The following is a 15,589-nucleotide window of genomic DNA, read 5'->3' on the forward strand; positions in this document are numbered from 1 at the left end:
AGCTCGCCGAAGCGGTCGGGATGGACCCGGTCGACTTCCGCCTCAAGAACGGCGTCAAGCAAGGCGACCGACGCGCCGACGGGCCCATGTTCGGCATCATCGGCTACCTCGAAACGCTCGAGGCTGTCAAGAACACGGACCACTACAAGACGAAGCTCGGACCGAACCAGGGGCGCGGCGTCGCGTCGGGGTTCTGGTTCAACGGCGGCGGCGAGTCGTCGGCGGCGATCGCCGTCAACACCGACGGAACCGTCTCGCTCATCGAGGGATCGACGGACATCGGCGGTTCCCGCGCTTCGATGGCGATCATCGTCGCCGAGACGCTCGGCATCGCCGCCGAGGACGTCATCCCGAGCGTCGGAAACACCGAATCCGTGGGGTACACGAGCGTCACGGGCGGCAGCAGCGCGACCTACAAGACGAGCGTCGCTTGCCATCGCACCGCGCTCCAGATCCGCGAAGAGATCGCCCGGCGCGCCGCTCGCTCATGGGAAGTGGAACCCGATCAGGTGGAGTACCACGACGACGGAACGCTCACCTGCAAATCGGACGCCGAGAAGAAGGCGACGTTCAAGCAGGTCGCCGAGCAGATGTTCCGCACGGGTGGACCCATCTCCGCCGAGACCAGCGTCAACGCCGGCGGCGCACTGCCGGGACTGGGAACCCACGTCGTCGATGTCGAGGTGGACCCGGAGACCGGCAAGGTGCAGGTTCTCCGCTATACGGCGGCGCAGGACGTCGGCAGGGCGATCCACCCGGCGTACGTCGAAGGGCAGCTCCAGGGCGGGGCGACGCAGGGCATCGGCTGGGCGCTCAACGAGGAGTATGTCTACGACGAGAAGGGTCACCTCCTCAACGCGAGCTTCCTCGATTACCGCATCCCGACGGCGCTCGACGTGCCGATGATCGACACGATCCTCGTCGAAGTGCCGAACCCGAACCATCCGTTCGGGCTGCGCGGCGTCGGCGAGACGCCCATCGTGCCGCCGGTCGGGGCGATCGCCAACGCGATCTACGACGCCGTGGGGATTCGACTGCGCGAGGCTCCGATGAGTCCGCCGCGCGTGCTCGCGGAGCTCCTCAAGGCTGGCAAGTAGCCATCCGGTCCCGTAGGGGCGGGTCTTAGACCCGCCCCTACCACGCATGAACCCCGCCGAAACCTCACACTGCGCCGCACGACGGCAGGCAAGCGAACGCGGGAGCCCGATCCATGCCCACCGTCTTCATCCCGCCGATGATGCGGAACTACACGGACGGCGTCGAGCACGTCCAGCTCGAAGGGAAGACCCTCCGCCAGATCGTCAACGCGCTGGAGGAACGGTTCCCCGGAACGCGCCGATGGCTCTGCGAGGGGGATCAACTGCGTCCGGGCGTCGCGGCAGCCATCGACGGCGAGGTGGCGCGGATGGGACTCTTGCAGCCCGTCCCTCCCGACAGCGAGGTGCATTTCCTTCCGGCGCTCAGCGGCGGGTAGTTCCGGTCTGTTCTGAGCAGCGCAGCCAACGCCGCGCCTCGCCGATGTGGTCAGCTTCGCTCATAGAGAACACGTCCTTCGCGCAGAGCGGGCTTCAGGATCGATCCGACGATGTCGCCCCGGCGCGCGATCTCCTCGGGCGTCGATACGACGATGTCCTTGGCGGCGGGCATGTCCTCCAAAGCCCGTCGGATGGCGATGGCAGCAGCCCGGCGGTCGGTTCCGCCAGGCAGCACGATGAGCAGGTCCACGTCGCTGTCGGCGTCTGCCTCGCCGCGAGCGCGGGCAGGAGCCAGGCTGTCTACGCGTTCAGTGGCAGGAACCGAAAGGCGGTCTGACCGACCGTGACCTCGCTGCCGGGAGACAGCACGGCTTCGTGGACGGGCTCGCCATCGAGTAGCACCGTCGCCGACTCGTCGAGGCAGCGCAGGCGAACCGTGCACTCGCTCCGGCGGTCGTGATGGACATAGAACGCGACATGACGAGGCAGGATGCCATCCCCTTCCGCGACGAAGTCCGCCTGGTCAGATGACCCGGCGATGACGCCCTCCGCGTTGATCGTGAACTCGGCGTCACCGGCGACCGGATCGCTCGCGGCGATTCGGTAGTAGGCGATCGGCGTGCGCGTGCGCCGCGAACGCCCGTGAACCAGCCCGTCGGCGAGTGTGATACGGTCGAGATACGTGATGACGATGAGCACGACCAGCTCGATTGCCATCGCCTTGCCCAGCCACGGCGGAACCCTGAAGTTGACGGTAACCGTCTCTGCCTGGCGCGCCTCGGGCAGCAGGTTCTTCGGAATGAGCCAGCTCTCGCGGACATCGCGCTGCTGAAACGCGTAGAGGGTCGCCGAAAGAGCGATCAGCGCGACAAAGGCGATGGCGCGGAACCAGCCGCCGAGCAGGAACTGCCCCAGCGCGGGAATCGGGCTGGTCAGATGCTGCCCCAGCCACAGCGAGAACGGGCGCGGCTGCTCTTTCTCGTCCGGCGCGTACTGGACGACGCCGAACGCCGTGTGCAGCGGCTTCGGATGGGGTCGGAGCACGAGATAGGCGAGGATCGCCAGCGGGAACAACTGGACGCACCACGCCCAGAGCCTCGCGTGCCGCGAGTTCCGCCGATGCGCGTCCCACAGCACAAAGAAGGCGAGGATGGCTCCGGCGACCAGGTGCGCCCAGGCTCCCAGCACGAGTGGGAGATGGCGCAGTAGGATCGGACGCCAGGCGGCGATGACGACATCGATGCTCATGTGGCGTGTCCGCCGGAAGCGAGCTCGACGGGCGTGCGCATGTAGAGGTTCTGGATCGGGTAGGGGATCTCGATGCCTTCGGCGACGTAGCGACGGTTCAGGCGCTTGATGAACTCGTGAACCACGAGGAACTGGTGCTCCGGCGCGCTGACCCGCAGAATCGCGTTGAAGTTGATGCTGGAGTCGGCGAATGCACTGTAGCGGACGCGGCACTCGAAGTCGGGATCGCTGCCGGGAACCTCCTGCATGACCTCGTGGGCGACTTCGAGCGTGACCTTCTCGACGTGATCCAGATCACTGTCGTAATGGACGCCGACAGGCACGCGCACGGAGAGGTTTGGATTGGGCTGGTTGAAGTTCGTGATGACCGCTTCGGAGAGCTTGGAGTTGGGCACGATGATCATGTTGTCGGTCAGCGTGCGGATGGTCGTCGTGCGCCAGGTGATGTCCGCCACGTAGCCGCGTTCGCCCGTCGTGTCGTACTCGATGAAGTCGCCGACCTTGAGCTGCCGCGCCAGAATGATCTGGAGACCGGCGAAGAGGTTCGTCAGCGTCGGCTGGAACGCCAAGGCGACCGCCAAGCCCCCGACGCCCAACGTCGTCAGGATCGGCGTGATCGGCACCCCGAACGTCTGGAGGATCATCAAGCCGCCGACCGCGAAGATCGTCACCTTGATGAGGTTCTCAAAGATGCTCGTCCCGGGCAGAACGCCTTCCATGCGCGTCGCATAGACGCGAAGGGCTCCCGCCGCCATGCGAGCCAGCACGACCGTCAGCGAGAGCGTCACCAGCGCGAGCAGAACCTTGTGGACGTCGTCGGTGATAGCCTCCTTGAGCGGCAAGCCCGTCATACCGGCACGGAACCCGATGATTCCCAGCCAGATGATCGCCATCCCGCGCAGGGACTTCGTGATGATCTCGTCGAGCCGCCAGCGGGTCGATTCGGCGAGCTTCGTCAGGCGGGCGATGACAATCCGGTCGATGACGAACCCGACGATCAGCGATCCGAGGAAGATCGCGATGCCGACGAGCAGTTGGTCGAGCGTCGGGTATTCGGTGAAGAGCGCCTTCACAGACGGGTCCTAACCGGTCAAAGTCGGTGTGGAGAGGCTCCCCGTCGGATTGCCGGGGCGCAACTCGCCGCTATATTAGCCGCGTCGCCCGTTCGCGGCAAACGGGCAACCGGTGAGGTGCGCACTCCAACGTCGCCAGTTAAAGCAGGGCGCTGAAAGCTTCGAGCCCTCATCCCAACCTTCTCCCTTCCTAGGGTCAGGACTTTCGCTTCGGACTCGAAAACGTGTCAGATTGACGTGTTCCAACGAAAAGGGCTCTCGCAGAACCCGCATGAACGCTACAATGTCCGGTTGACCTGTACTTCCGATAACGTGCAAAGCGAAAGTCCTGATCTCGTCAACCGAGTCGAATTCTGCCTCAACACCCTATTTGAGTCAATACACCGGAGTAAGGAGTTGACGCCAGATTTCATCGAAGACCTCCAACTCGCACCACGCTTGGAAACGGCGGTGGATCGTGCTGTCGTCGCCGTATTCCTTCGAGATGTGGTTCCACTGACAACCAGTGCGCAGTTTGTGAGGATCCCGTCCGACACCGGGCGAAGTGGCACGTGGCGTCTCTGCGGTCAGACTGCTTGGTGCTTCTCTGAGTACTCGATCGCAGAAGTTCATACGGCTTGTCATTCTTCGCTTCGCTCAGGACAGGTTCCTGAGGAGCGAAGCGACGAAGGATCTCGCGTATCACATGCCATGCAGATTCTTCGCTTCGCTCAGAATGACAGTACCCGCAGGAACTTCCGAGATGGACGACTGGGCGACACCGCGATGCGCACCGCGTTTCGTGGTGACAGCGAGGCCAGTCGGTTGCGAAGCGTATCGCGCTTCACATCGTCAATGGCGACATAACCGGCGTCATCGCCCGGCTTCGCTAGGAATCCTGTCAAGTTGACACGGATGGTCTCACACCCGCCCTCACTGCCCCTTCATCCCCCCATGGAGCGCGCGGGTTAACGACCGATACCTGACGGGTTCACGTCGATGACGACCTCGCGGATCAACACGCGGGGATGCTGCGTCACGAGGAACAACGCCGCTTCCGCGACGTCGGAAGGCTGGAGGATCGTCGAAGGGTCTTCCGTCGGATTGTTCTTGGCGCGCGTGCGCGTCGCCACGGGGCCCGGGCAGAGCGCGTAAGCGCGGATGTTCACGCTGCTTCCCGCCTTCGAGAGCGCTTCCGTGAAGCCCACCAGCCCGAACTTCGACGCCGCGTAGGTCGCGTTCGACGCGCTTGCCTGCTTGCCGGACACCGACGACACGTTGACGATGTGACCCCCACCCCTCTCGACCATCTGGTTCCACAGCAGCTTCGTCAGGAGGAAGGGAGCCTTCAGGTTCACCGCCATCGTGAAGTCCCACGTCTCTTCGGGAATGTCGGGAACCGGGTGGTGGATCGCCACGCCCGCGTTGTTCACGAGGATATCGACGACGCCGAACTCGCCAAGCGCCTTCGATGCGAGCGCGCGGACGGCGTCGGGTTCCGCCATGTCCATCGGGACGACCAGAGCCCGGACTCCCAGCGCGGAGACCTCCTGCGCAACGGCGTCGAGCTCCGATTCCGTCCGCGACGCCAGCGCGAGGTCAGCCCCTTCGGCGGCGAATGCGAGGGCGATGGCTCGTCCGATACCGCGTCCTGCGCCGGTGATGAGCGCTGTCTGACCTTTCAAGCGCATGGTTCCCTCCCATAATGGCGGTCTCACCGTTGGGCGTTTGCCAGCATCTCCGGCTCTTTTCCGCCGACGAACCGGATGCGGCTGTCCACGGGAACCCGTGTCGCCGTCTCAACCGACCCGCCCGGATAGCGCACTTCGATCCGGTCGATCCGCTTGCCGTGCGGCGTTCCGATGACCAGCTCCGGGGCGCTGGACGACATATAGCTCGATCCCGCCGTAACCTGCGCGACGCGAGCTCGCTTCCCGACTCGCACCTCGACCCGCGCGCCGGGAGGCGCTTGGATGCGAACGGCGCTCTGCTCGTGTCCTGTGTCGTTGCGGAAGAGCAGCAGGCGTCCGTTGTTCTGCGAGACGGCGATATCGAGATCGCCGTCCCCGTCGTAGTCGGCGACGGCGGAACCGCGTCCAGCCCCCCATGGGGCTACGGCGAAGGCGTCGCGGAGCTCGGTGAACCGCCCGCCTTCGTTGCGGAAGAACTGGCTTCGCTGTCCCTCGCAGCAGGATTTGTCCGTCTCGCTCGGACTCGTGTAGCCGTTGGCGACGTAGATGTCGGGATCGCCGTCGTTGTCAAAGTCCGCCAGATGAGTGCCCCATCCGGTCAGCCCCATGGACGGCGGTCCCAAGCCGGATTCGAGCGTGGCGTCGTCGAACGTATCGCTGGACTTCCTACCTGCCGGCGCGATCTGATTGTTCCGATAGAGCGCGTTCGTCTCCATCTGCCAGTTCGTGACGAAGAGGTCGAGATCGCCGTCGCCGTCGATGTCGCCGAAGGAGAGCCCCATCGATCCGCGCGAGTCCTCCGTGCCGGTGGCGAAGCTCACGTTCTCGAATGTGCCGTCGCCTCGGTTCCGATAGAAAACGTTGGGCGTGTTGTCGTTCGCCACGTAGAGGTCGAGATCGCCGTCGTGGTCATAGTCGCAGAAGATCGCCCCCAGGCCGCGACCGTCCGGGTTGGCGACTCCGGCTCGCGCGGTCGCGTCGGTGAACGTCCCATCCCCGTTGTTGATGTAGAGCGAGTTCGCCTGGGGCGGATAGTTGTCGGGAACCAGCGTGTGGAGTTCCGGTCTCCCAGACCCATCGTGCGCGACCGCTGCGGCTGGGCTGTTGAAGTCGAGATACCGGACGACGTAGAGATCGAGGTCGCCGTCGCCATCGACATCTCCCCACGCGGACGACGCCTCCCACCCCCATCCGGCGACGCCCGCCTTCGCAGCGACGTCCTCGAATGTCCCATTGCCCCGATTCCGATAGAGCTTCGCCGGCTCCTCGAAGTGCGTCACGAAGAGGTCCGTCCAGCCGTCCCCGTCGTAGTCCGCCGCCGTAACGCCCATCCCCCAACCGAAGCCTGTCACTCCGGCTGCCTCTGCGACATCGGTAAAACGCCCGCCGTCGTTGCGGTAGAGAGCACTCGGGTATCCCTTCCCATTGACGACGTAGAGGTCCCAGTCGCCGTCGTTGTCGAAGTCCAGCCAGGCGAGTCCGCTGCCCATCGACTCGCAGATGAGGTCCATGTCACCGTCGATCTGGCGATGGACGAAGCGCATTCCGACTTCCTGTGCCACCTCCGTGAAGCGCGTCTCGACGGGCGTCAACGCGGCATCGCGCTGTCCGCAAGAAGACAGAACAGCCGACGCAATCAAGACGCCCACGGTACCCCACCGTAGACGGATCATAGTCCTCCCTATCCGGACGCCGGCTCGTCTCCGGCATCCAACCGTCGGATCTGCTCGATGCGCCGTTCGTGCCTCCCACCGCCGAACGGCGTTTCGAGCCACACGCGCACGATTTCGGCAGCATGCGGCGCGGCGGTGAACCGCGCCCCCAGCGCGAGGACGTTCGCGTCGTTGTGCTCGCGCGCGAGGCGGGCGTAGTCCGTGTTCACGCAGAGCGCGGCGCGGATGCCCTCGATCTTGTTCGCCGCGATGGAGATGCCCAGCCCCGTCCCGCAGATGACGATTCCCCGGTCCACCGACCCGTCGCGGACGAGCCTCCCGACCGCCGCGCCGAACTCCGGGTAGTCCACCGACTCCGTGCTGTGCGTTCCGACATCGACGACGTCGATGCCCTGCTCGGACAGATAGCGCTTGACGGCTTCCTTTAGCTCGTACGCGGGATGGTCGCCGCCGATGGCGATCTTCATGGGCGTTCCCCTTCGTCGAGAACGGACTGGATGCGCTCCGCCGAGATGACCCCCTGCCGCAGGATGCGCGGCGGCTCGCAGGTCGTGTCGATGACTGTCGATGCGATGGACCCCGGTGTCGCTCCACCGTCGAGGATGACGGCGACGTGCTCTCCTATCGACGCGGCGACGTCCTCTGCGCTAGTCGCCGGAGGCTCGCCGGAGAGATTCGCGCTCGTCACGGCGAGCATGCCGCGGCATGCGCGGATCAGCGCGCGCGCTCCCTCGTGCGCCGGTATCCGCACGCCGATCGTCCCGTCGGACGAGGTCAGTTCCTTCGCACAGTCGAACGCCGGATGGACGACGAGCGTCATCGCGCCCGGCAGGAACGCCTTCGACAGCCGCTCCGCCGTCGGCGAAAGCCGGCAGGTTCCCACGAGAACGTCGAGATCGGCGAAGAGCAGCGGAATCGGCTTGCCAGCGTCCCGACCTTTCGCGTCGAACAGCCGTCCGAGCGCGTCGCGGTTCTGCGGGTCGGCTCCGACGCCGTAGACCGTATCCGTCGGGAAGGCGATAAGCTCTCCGCGTTCGACCGCTTCCCGCGCCAGACCGATGCCGGTCATATCGTGGACGACGGCGGTCATGCCACGGTCCGAGTCGGCAGCGGACCCGACGCGGCGGCTCCGAGCTGGAGTCCCGAGACGTCGCCCCGTCGCCACTGATGGTATCCGACGCCTGCGATCATCGCTCCGTTGTCCGTGCAGAGCGACATCGGCGGGATCGAGAGCGCGATGCCTCGCGCGTCGGCGATCTCCCGCGTTCGGTTCCGAAGCGCCCGGTTCGCCGCGACGCCTCCTGTGATCGTCACCGCACGGGCTCCGACGGCTTCCGCCGCGCCGAACAGCTTGGCGACGAGCGTCTCCACGGCAGCCCGCTGAAACCCCGCCGCGACCGCCGGCACGGACACCTCGCCGCCGCTCCGTTCGACGTGGTAGCGCACGGCGGTCTTCAAGCCGCTGAAGCTGAACCGGAAGTCGCCGCTGTCCAGCATCGGACGAGGGAAATCCACCTCCGGTTCGTCCGAGCTCGCCGCGAGGCGGTCGATGAGTGGTCCTCCGGGGAACCCCAAGCCCAGCAGCTTTGCCACCTTGTCGTACGCCTCTCCGACGGCGTCGTCGAGCGTCAAGCCGAGGACTTCGTACCGCCAGCCTTCGTCGACGCGCACCAGCAGCGTGTGACCGCCGGACACGGTCAGGCAGACGTGAGGAAACGGCACGTCGTCAACCATCGCGGGCGCATACACGTGCCCTTCGATGTGGTGAACGCCGATCAGCGGCAGACCCGACACGTATGCGATCGCCTTGGCCGCCGCGACGCCCACGAGTAGGGCTCCGACCAGTCCCGGGCGGTCCGTAACGGCGATGGCGCATAGGTCCGACAACGTGACGCCGGCATCCCGCAGCGCTCGATCCACGATCCGCGTGACGATCTCCGCGTGCTTTCGCGACGCCAGTTCGGGAACCACGCCCCCGAAGCGCTCGTGGACCTCGATCTGCGATGCGACGACGTTCGACCGGATGTCCCGCCCATCCGCAATGACGGCGGCGGAGGTCTCGTCGCACGATGTGTCGATGCCGAGAACCAGATGCGGCAAAGCGTCTGTCCTAGCGGAACACGATGATGCGGATGGCATCCGTGTTGATGAAGCTGTCATCGAGCGCGTGCTGCCCGTCCGAGACGAACACGGGCGTCGAGCGGATCGGCACGAGCTCCTTCTCGATGCGCGTGACGCGGAACCCCAGCGTGCCCTTCGTGTCGGTCGGGAACCGGAACGCCTTCAGCTCTTCGGCGGTCTTGAACTCGTAGATTTCGACGGTCGCCGATTTGCCCTTCGTCTCGGCGTTCCCGTTGGGCATGGGAGTGTCTCCGCCGCACTGAAGGAACACGATGACTAGGAGAACAAGGCTCAGCAGCTTCCAGCGCATCGTTCGATTCTCCTGCGATCGGCTATCTAACGTAGTAGCACGTGTCACCGGCACGGCGGTTCGGAGCATCGCCGTCGGTCGGACTTCAGGGAGGTACGGACATGAAGCGCGCGGTTCTGTTGTGCTTGGGTCTGCTGGGCGTCGCGCTCCTCGCTGGATGCGCCGCGGGAGCCAACCCGAACACTGCCACGCCGGACGCCGTCGGGAAGGTCGCCGGTTTCTGGCAGGGCTTGTGGCACGGACTCATCGTGTTCATCACATTCATCGTATCCCTGTTCAACGACTCCGTGAGCGTCTACGAAGTCCACAACAACGGCGGCTGGTACAACTTCGGCTTCGTGCTGGGTGCCATGTCGGCGTTCGGCGGGGGCAGCCGAGCCGCGAAGTAGACGCCGCTAGATCATATTGAGTACGACCGACGGCATGCTGATCGGCAGGCATTCGTCGGCGATTCCAGCCCACACGCCGCGCGCGTCCATGCTCGGGGCATCGTCGTCGGAGGGCGCTCCAAGCAGGACGCGGAGCACCGCCCCTTCGCCGTCGATGCGCAGCGTGTCATCGCCTGAGACCGCCGTCCAACGCCCGCTCCCGTGCGTGACCTCGAAGCCGTTCGGGAGCGCGCCGCGTTCCGCCAAGGGGTTCAGCAGTTTTCGCAGCGTGCGCGCCGGATCGAGCGCCTTCACGGTTCCGCCGGTTCGCGCGACGACACCCGCGATGCCGCAGGCATCCAGCAGTTCGCCCAGACCGTCCCGCCTCGGCACGCTCACATCGACCGGCATGCCGCCCGACTGAGCCAGGTCGCGGATCGCCGCCAAGACGCACGTCCGGCCGCCGCCGTACTCGATGATCCACGTCGACCGCTCGGCGTGGGCCCATGTGGCGTAATAGCCGACCGGCGTTCCCCCAAGCTCGACGACGTAGATGCCACACTGCCTGCCGGCGCAGTAGCCGCAGTCGAGCACGAGCGCGAAATCGGCAGGTCGACGAACGATCCGCGTCGTCTCGCGCGAATGGAGCCGCGCGATGAGGGCTGCGTCTGCCGGGGTCGCTTGGCGAACCGAGACCTTCGGCAAGTCGCCCAACGGCGACGAGTCGTCCACGCGGAACCGCAGCTCGATCCCGACGTGATTCGCTCCCGCCGCGTAGTAGAGAGGGCGCGTTCCCGAGATGTAGGCGAAGTCCGCCCCGTGCTCGCGGAACCGATTATGGGTCGCCTCCAGCGCGGCGCTGGCGAGCCCGTTGCCCCGATGCGACGCGTCGGTGCAGACGCTCCCGACGTATCCCACCCGCAGGACGACTCCGCCCGTCACGAAGTCGCGCTCGAGCCCCTGAACCATCGAGACGGGAGCGCCGTCGCGGAACATCGCGATTGTGTTCTCGCGGCGGTCGCCGTGGAACACCATGGGCCACGCTCGCGCGGCAGACGCGAAGTCCGTCACGTTCGGGAAGAACACGCGGCGAGCCAATGCGACGGTGGCTTCCCATTCATCGGGCGTGGGCGTTCGGGGTCCGTCGTACTCAGACAGGTTGGGGGCGATCACGGCGTCTCCAGAGCCGAACCGGGAGACCGGCAGGGCAAGATGGGCGGATCGAGGTCGGCACGGTGCGACGGCGAGATGATAGCACGGGGAGGCAGCCCAACGAACCCTGGTGCTGGTCGGAACAGGGCTGTTTCATGGACGGACCGCCTGATCCCGAATCGGGTCAACCCAACTCGTCATTCCCGCTTTCGCGGGAGCGACGGAGCGGAAACGGTGGCTCCATGGACGGCTAGTGTCCCGTCGGAGCAGTGGACATTCGTCTGGACCCCGCCGTGCGGGGACCGAGTGGCTTCATGAAACAGCCCTGAGATCACGCCGCTCGTCCTGTTGTTACCCCCGCGTTGCTGTCATTCTGAGGAACGGAGAGACTTCTGAGGAACGGAGAGACGAAGAATCTCAGAGATGCGTCCCTTCGCCTCGCTGGGGGCGGGACGCTCTCGGCGATGGAGCCTGACTTCGCATTGCGCCGTCGTCGCTCACTCCGTATCATGGAACCGTGGAACTCGTCGCGCGGGTGACCCAAAACCTGAGGAGAGACCGATGCGTGTTCGCTATCTGGGCTTGGCTTTCGCGCTGCTGGCTGGCATCTGGGCAACCAGCGCTGCCGACGCGAAACAACTCTACGGTTCCGACTTCCAGAACGATGCGATTGGCAAAGCCCCCGCTGGCTGGGAGGTCGGGTTCAAGGGGAACACAGCCGCCGAAGTGATCGCCGACCCCAAGGACGGCGGCAACAAGGTCCTCGCGTCGTCCAAGAGCGCGGCAAACGCGTCGCGGCACGATGTCGGCGGCTCGATCTACGTCGTCGGCGATGCCGGATGGACCGACTACATCATCGAGTACGACGCCTACTTCCCGGAAGAGTTCTACATGGGAACCCTCTTCCGGTTCCAAGAAGGCAACATGTTCTACCTGTTCGACCGCAGGTCGGGCGGCGAGTCGGGCAACTTCGACTTCTGGTTCCGCAACGGCGGCGCCTGGAACGCTGTCCTCCAGGGCGGCAAGTTCGCGACGAAGCCGCAGACCTGGTACCGGTTCCGCCTGAAGATCGCCGGCGACACGTTCGAAGCCTACGCCGGAGCGAAGGCGGACAACCCCGCGTTCGACTCGATGAAGCCCTTCCACACCGCCAAGAACAACGCCCTCAAGGCGGGCAAGTTCGGGCTGTACGGGCTGATCTACATCGACAACCTGGTGATCGGCGAGACGACCGCCGACCTCGTGCTGCCGGTCGAGCCGAAGGGCAGGCTCGCCGTCACGTGGGCGGGGCTGCGCGAAGAGCGCTAGGGGTTCCGACGGCGGATGGGCTTGGGCGGCGAATCCGGCGGGGTTCGCCGCAGAACCCGTAGCAGAAGCTCGTAGAAGGCAATCCGGCGACCGATCCGCCCCTCGTCCCGCTCGCGCTCGTAGAGGAAGAACCCGGTTCCGATGAACGCGGCGACGAAGGCGAGCGTCCACAGCCCGAGCTCCGCCCATAGCGACCCCTCGACCGGCGTGCCGGCGACCCAGTAGGGGAGCATCCGCGCGGCGACGCGAGCCGCCAGCGAGAAGCAGACGAGCGACGCGCCGAACAGGACGATGAAAAAGACCTGCATCGAGGCTCCCGACGCGGCAGGCTATTCGATGGGCGTTCCGTAGACGAGGATCGTTTCGATGTAGGTGCCCGTCCCGGCGACATGCGTGCCCTGATCGCGCCGCAGCGAGGGCATCTGGACGATCACGCGCACGGCGTCCGCGACGGCGTCCGTACGCACCGCCAGGTTCGAGGCGTACCGGCCCCGGAGCGATCTAATGGGCTTCCACGCGCCCTGAGGCGTGCGGACTTGCACCTCCAGCCGGGTCAACGTCGCCTTCGGGACAACGACGACGCGGCGAACGCGCGCCGGATGTCGAAGCTCGACGACGGCTCCCGACCAGTCGCCGGGACGCTCGGCTCCGAACGTCTGGAAGACGGAGCCGTCGTCCACACGGTCCAGCCGTTCGCGGCCGACGATGCCGCAGCCCAGAACGGCAACCGTCGCGCACAGGAACGCGCAGAGCCAGACGCGGCATCGCGTGCGGCGGGAGGCTCGTACCGACGGCATCGTGGAGGTCCTCGGAGCGGGGCGCGCTGGCGTGAAGCCGACAAACCAGTTTCGCGAGAGGGTAGCACGCCGGTACGATCAAGTCCATTCCAGCACCAGCCGAGGGCGCTGAGTGTCCAACTTCCGCTCCCTGTTCGCATCGAAGCCGGTAATCGCCGTCATTCATCTGCCTCCGCTGCCCGGCAGCCCTCGGTGGGGCGACGACTGGGAGGCTGTCGAGGCGAGCGCGATCCACGACGCTGATGCCCTGGCTCGCGCTGGCGTCGATGGGATCATCGTCGAGAACTACGGGGACGCGCCATTCCTGCCGGGTTCTGTGGAACCGGTCACGGTCGCGGCGATGGCGGCGATTGTGACCGCGATTCGGCATCGCGTCGCCGGGCTCCCGCCGCTCGGCGTCAACGTCCTGCGGAACGATGCGCGCGCGGCGCTCTCCATCTGCGCGGCATGCCAGGCGCAGTTCATTCGGGTGAACGTCCACGTCGGAGCAGTCGTCGCAGACCAAGGAACCATCGAGGGCCGCGCCTGGGAGACGGCGCGTCTGCGGCGGAACCTGGCTCCGTGGGTGGCGATCCTCGCCGATGTAGGCGTCAAGCACGCGCAACCGTTGGCGGGGTTCGACATCGAAGGCGAAGCGCGCGACGCCGTCGAGCGCGGGCTCGCCGACGCGCTCATCGTGACCGGAGACGCGACCGGCTCGGAGACGGACTCGGACGACATCGTGGCGGTTCGGCGAGCCGGCTCCGCGCCGGTTCTCGTCGGAAGCGGCGTGACGCTGGAGACGGTTGACGACGCGATGGCACTGTCGGACGGCATCATCGTCGGCAGCGCGCTCAAGCGCGATGGGCGCGCCGGAAACTCGGTGGACGCCGAACGGACGCGGCGGTTCCTGGAAGCGGCTCGGACATCGTAGGAGAATGCAAGTGATCGGCAGAGGCGACGGACCACGGCTCGATGCGGCGTTCTTCGCGGCGCGGCGCGCGCAGTTGCTGGAAATGATGGGCGAGGATTCGCTCGCCGTCTTCGAGGGCATCACGTCGGCGGAGGGCAGGCCGCGTCAGGCGAGCGACTTCTACTATCTTAGCGGGTTCTCAGAGCCCAACGCCGTCTGCGCCGTCATGCGCGCGTCGGAGAAGCAATCCTTCTTCCTCTTCGTCGATCCGCGCGATCCGGCTCGGGAACGCTGGGACGGACCTCGCGCCGGGGTCGAGGGAGCCGTCAGCACGTTCGGCGCGGACGCGGCGTATCCCGTCGCCGATGTCGAGAAGGAGCTCGCCGAGCTCTTCCGACAGGTGAGAACCCTCTACTTCACGCCCAACATGAACACGCGCCTCGGGCGAAAGATCCTCGAGGTGTTCCAGTCATCGGCGAAGTCCTACGGCAGCGCCGGCAGGGGCGTCAACCAGCTCCGCGATCCCCAGTGGATCCTCGCGGAGCTGCGGATGCGCAAGACGCCCGAGGAGCTCGCGATGATCCGCCACGCCGCGCGGATCTCGTGCGATGTCTACGCTGACGTCTTACCGCGCATCGCGCCAGGGCGGTACGAGTACGAGATCGAAGCCGCGCTCGATTCCGGCTACCGTACGCGCGGAGCCGACGGGCCCGCCTATCCGAGCATCGTCGGGAGCGCGGAGAACGCGACCGTGCTCCACCACGTTCAGAACGACCGGCAGATGGCGTCCGGCGACCTCCTTCTCATCGACTCGGCGGCGGCGTATGGCCACTACTCGAGCGACGTGACGCGCACCTTTCCCGTCGGTGGGCGGTTCACGCCGGAGCAGCGGCGCGTCTACGAGGTGGTGCTGCGCGTTCAGAAGGCGATCCTGGAACGGTGCGCCCCGGGCATAGCGATCAAGGAGCTCCAGAGGTTAGCGACGACGGAGCTCACGCGCGGGATGGTCGAGCTTGGCTGGCTGGAAGATCGTCCCGTCGAGACCCTCATCGAGGAGGGAGCCCACAAGCCCTATTACATGCACGGCATCGGGCACCATATCGGGCTCGACACGCACGACGCGGGCCACTCGGAGAAGAACGGCGAGCCGTACCCGCTGGAACCGGGCATGGTCTTCACGGTGGAGCCGGGGCTGTACGTCTCCGAGTCCGAAGAGGGCAGGGCAGCGGCATGCGCTGGCATCGGCGTGCGGATCGAGGACACGGTCGTCATCACCGAGGATGGTCATGAGAACCTTACCGTGACCATCCCCAAGGAAATCGACGACGTCGAGGCGAGCGTCGCGCGAGCCTAGTGGTCAGTGACAGTGAAGTGTCGGTTTGTCCAACCCCCACGCTAACCCTCCCCCATGCAAGGGGGAGGGGACATGGCATCCTCCCCCCGCGAAGCGTGGGGGAGGATTGAGGTGGGGGGAAGACGCAATCTCCAAGGTAACTGACCAC

The 15,589-nt window shown here is 65.9% G+C and carries 18 protein-coding genes; 6 read left to right on the plus strand and 12 right to left on the minus strand.

All coding sequences use genetic code 11. From position 1 onward, the window contains the following. Both FJZ36_09045 and FJZ36_09050 read left to right on the plus strand, forming a co-directional pair. The coding region (locus FJZ36_09045) for a xanthine dehydrogenase family protein molybdopterin-binding subunit (protein ID MBM3215045.1) at window positions 1-1,097 on the plus strand (1,097 nt) is incomplete at its 5' end. Between the two features lie 113 nt (window positions 1,098-1,210). Then, on the plus strand, window positions 1,211-1,474 hold the full coding sequence (locus FJZ36_09050) for a MoaD/ThiS family protein (protein MBM3215046.1): 264 nt from the start codon (window positions 1,211-1,213) through the stop codon (window positions 1,472-1,474). Between the two features lie 50 nt (window positions 1,475-1,524). Here the strand turns inward: FJZ36_09050 and FJZ36_09055 are convergent, their stop codons facing one another. The 9 genes from FJZ36_09055 to FJZ36_09095 all read right to left on the minus strand — a co-directional run bounded on the left by FJZ36_09055 (window position 1,525) and on the right by FJZ36_09095 (window position 9,570). After that, window positions 1,525-1,917 carry a nucleotidyltransferase domain-containing protein gene (locus tag FJZ36_09055; protein ID MBM3215047.1) on the minus strand — a complete coding sequence of 131 codons (393 nt, stop codon included), beginning with the start codon at window positions 1,915-1,917 and terminating at the stop codon, window positions 1,525-1,527. A gap of 802 nt (window positions 1,918-2,719) precedes the next feature. After that, window positions 2,720-3,757, minus strand: a complete 1,038-nt coding sequence (locus FJZ36_09060) for a mechanosensitive ion channel family protein (protein ID MBM3215048.1) — start codon at window positions 3,755-3,757, stop codon at window positions 2,720-2,722. A 414-nt stretch (window positions 3,758-4,171) separates the two neighbouring features. Beyond that, window positions 4,172-4,420 carry a transposase gene (locus tag FJZ36_09065; protein ID MBM3215049.1) on the minus strand — a complete coding sequence of 83 codons (249 nt, stop codon included), beginning with the start codon at window positions 4,418-4,420 and terminating at the stop codon, window positions 4,172-4,174. Window positions 4,421-4,743: 323 nt separating this feature from the next. After that, on the minus strand, window positions 4,744-5,466 hold the full coding sequence (locus tag FJZ36_09070; GenBank protein ID MBM3215050.1) for an SDR family oxidoreductase: 723 nt from the start codon (window positions 5,464-5,466) through the stop codon (window positions 4,744-4,746). Window positions 5,467-5,489: 23 nt separating this feature from the next. Continuing rightward, the gene (locus tag FJZ36_09075; GenBank protein ID MBM3215051.1) at window positions 5,490-7,139 is read right to left on the minus strand and encodes a CRTAC1 family protein; all 1,650 of its coding nucleotides are present in this window, start codon (window positions 7,137-7,139) and stop codon (window positions 5,490-5,492) included. An 8-nt stretch (window positions 7,140-7,147) separates the two neighbouring features. Beyond that, a complete protein-coding gene (rpiB, locus tag FJZ36_09080) occupies window positions 7,148-7,606 on the minus strand; it encodes a ribose 5-phosphate isomerase B (protein ID MBM3215052.1) in 459 nt (152 codons plus the stop codon). Beyond that, the gene (locus FJZ36_09085; protein ID MBM3215053.1) at window positions 7,603-8,229 is read right to left on the minus strand and encodes a threonylcarbamoyl-AMP synthase; all 627 of its coding nucleotides are present in this window, start codon (window positions 8,227-8,229) and stop codon (window positions 7,603-7,605) included. Before FJZ36_09085 ends, rpiB begins: the two co-directional genes overlap by 4 nt. Beyond that, window positions 8,226-9,239, minus strand: a complete 1,014-nt coding sequence (gene tsaD / locus FJZ36_09090; protein ID MBM3215054.1) for a tRNA (adenosine(37)-N6)-threonylcarbamoyltransferase complex transferase subunit TsaD — start codon at window positions 9,237-9,239, stop codon at window positions 8,226-8,228. The genes FJZ36_09085 and tsaD overlap by 4 nt, the downstream gene beginning before the upstream one ends. A 10-nt stretch (window positions 9,240-9,249) precedes the next feature. After that, window positions 9,250-9,570 carry a hypothetical protein gene (locus FJZ36_09095; GenBank protein MBM3215055.1) on the minus strand — a complete coding sequence of 107 codons (321 nt, stop codon included), beginning with the start codon at window positions 9,568-9,570 and terminating at the stop codon, window positions 9,250-9,252. 101 nt (window positions 9,571-9,671) lie between these two features. Here FJZ36_09095 and FJZ36_09100 point away from each other — a divergent pair, with 101 nt between their 5' ends. Further along, the gene (locus FJZ36_09100; GenBank protein MBM3215056.1) at window positions 9,672-9,959 is read left to right on the plus strand and encodes a hypothetical protein; all 288 of its coding nucleotides are present in this window, start codon (window positions 9,672-9,674) and stop codon (window positions 9,957-9,959) included. Window positions 9,960-9,965: 6 nt separating this feature from the next. Here the strand turns inward: FJZ36_09100 and FJZ36_09105 are convergent, their stop codons facing one another. Beyond that, entirely contained in the window at window positions 9,966-11,144 is a 1,179-nt protein-coding gene (locus FJZ36_09105; GenBank protein MBM3215057.1) for a GNAT family N-acetyltransferase, read from the minus strand. 507 nt (window positions 11,145-11,651) lie between these two features. Here FJZ36_09105 and FJZ36_09110 point away from each other — a divergent pair. Next, a complete protein-coding gene (locus FJZ36_09110; protein MBM3215058.1) occupies window positions 11,652-12,398 on the plus strand; it encodes a hypothetical protein in 747 nt (248 codons plus the stop codon). Here the strand turns inward: FJZ36_09110 and FJZ36_09115 are convergent. Then, entirely contained in the window at window positions 12,395-12,706 is a 312-nt protein-coding gene (locus FJZ36_09115; protein ID MBM3215059.1) for a hypothetical protein, read from the minus strand. The genes FJZ36_09110 and FJZ36_09115 overlap by 4 nt on opposite strands. Window positions 12,707-12,727: 21 nt before the next feature. Next, window positions 12,728-13,195 carry a hypothetical protein gene (locus FJZ36_09120; GenBank protein MBM3215060.1) on the minus strand — a complete coding sequence of 156 codons (468 nt, stop codon included), beginning with the start codon at window positions 13,193-13,195 and terminating at the stop codon, window positions 12,728-12,730. A 112-nt stretch (window positions 13,196-13,307) separates the two neighbouring features. Between FJZ36_09120 and FJZ36_09125 the strand changes: the two genes are divergently transcribed. Further along, complete coding sequence (locus FJZ36_09125; protein MBM3215061.1) at window positions 13,308-14,108, plus strand: BtpA/SgcQ family protein; 801 nt, start codon at window positions 13,308-13,310, stop codon at window positions 14,106-14,108. Beyond that, window positions 14,038-15,441, plus strand: a complete 1,404-nt coding sequence (locus tag FJZ36_09130) for a M24 family metallopeptidase (GenBank protein ID MBM3215062.1) — start codon at window positions 14,038-14,040, stop codon at window positions 15,439-15,441. Before FJZ36_09125 ends, FJZ36_09130 begins: the two co-directional genes overlap by 71 nt. Window positions 15,442-15,589: the final 148 nt, after the last annotated feature.

The organism is Candidatus Poribacteria bacterium (assembly GCA_016866785.1).
GTDB lineage: Bacteria > Poribacteria > WGA-4E.

Bases quoted from the DNA above. Each gene is read 5' to 3' on its own strand.
- FJZ36_09050 (MBM3215046.1), top strand. From the start codon at position 1,211: ATGCCCACCGTCTTCATCCCGCCGATGATGCGGAACTACACGGACGGC.
- FJZ36_09065 (MBM3215049.1), bottom strand. From the start codon at position 4,420: ATGACAAGCCGTATGAACTTCTGCGATCGAGTACTCAGAGAAGCACCA.
- FJZ36_09070 (MBM3215050.1), bottom strand. From the start codon at position 5,466: ATGCGCTTGAAAGGTCAGACAGCGCTCATCACCGGCGCAGGACGCGGT.
- FJZ36_09075 (MBM3215051.1), bottom strand. From the start codon at position 7,139: ATGATCCGTCTACGGTGGGGTACCGTGGGCGTCTTGATTGCGTCGGCT.
- rpiB (MBM3215052.1), bottom strand. From the start codon at position 7,606: ATGAAGATCGCCATCGGCGGCGACCATCCCGCGTACGAGCTAAAGGAA.
- FJZ36_09085 (MBM3215053.1), bottom strand. From the start codon at position 8,229: ATGACCGCCGTCGTCCACGATATGACCGGCATCGGTCTGGCGCGGGAA.
- FJZ36_09095 (MBM3215055.1), bottom strand. From the start codon at position 9,570: ATGCGCTGGAAGCTGCTGAGCCTTGTTCTCCTAGTCATCGTGTTCCTT.
- FJZ36_09100 (MBM3215056.1), top strand. From the start codon at position 9,672: ATGAAGCGCGCGGTTCTGTTGTGCTTGGGTCTGCTGGGCGTCGCGCTC.
- FJZ36_09110 (MBM3215058.1), top strand. From the start codon at position 11,652: ATGCGTGTTCGCTATCTGGGCTTGGCTTTCGCGCTGCTGGCTGGCATC.
- FJZ36_09115 (MBM3215059.1), bottom strand. From the start codon at position 12,706: ATGCAGGTCTTTTTCATCGTCCTGTTCGGCGCGTCGCTCGTCTGCTTC.
- FJZ36_09120 (MBM3215060.1), bottom strand. From the start codon at position 13,195: ATGCCGTCGGTACGAGCCTCCCGCCGCACGCGATGCCGCGTCTGGCTC.
- FJZ36_09130 (MBM3215062.1), top strand. From the start codon at position 14,038: ATGGGCGCGCCGGAAACTCGGTGGACGCCGAACGGACGCGGCGGTTCC.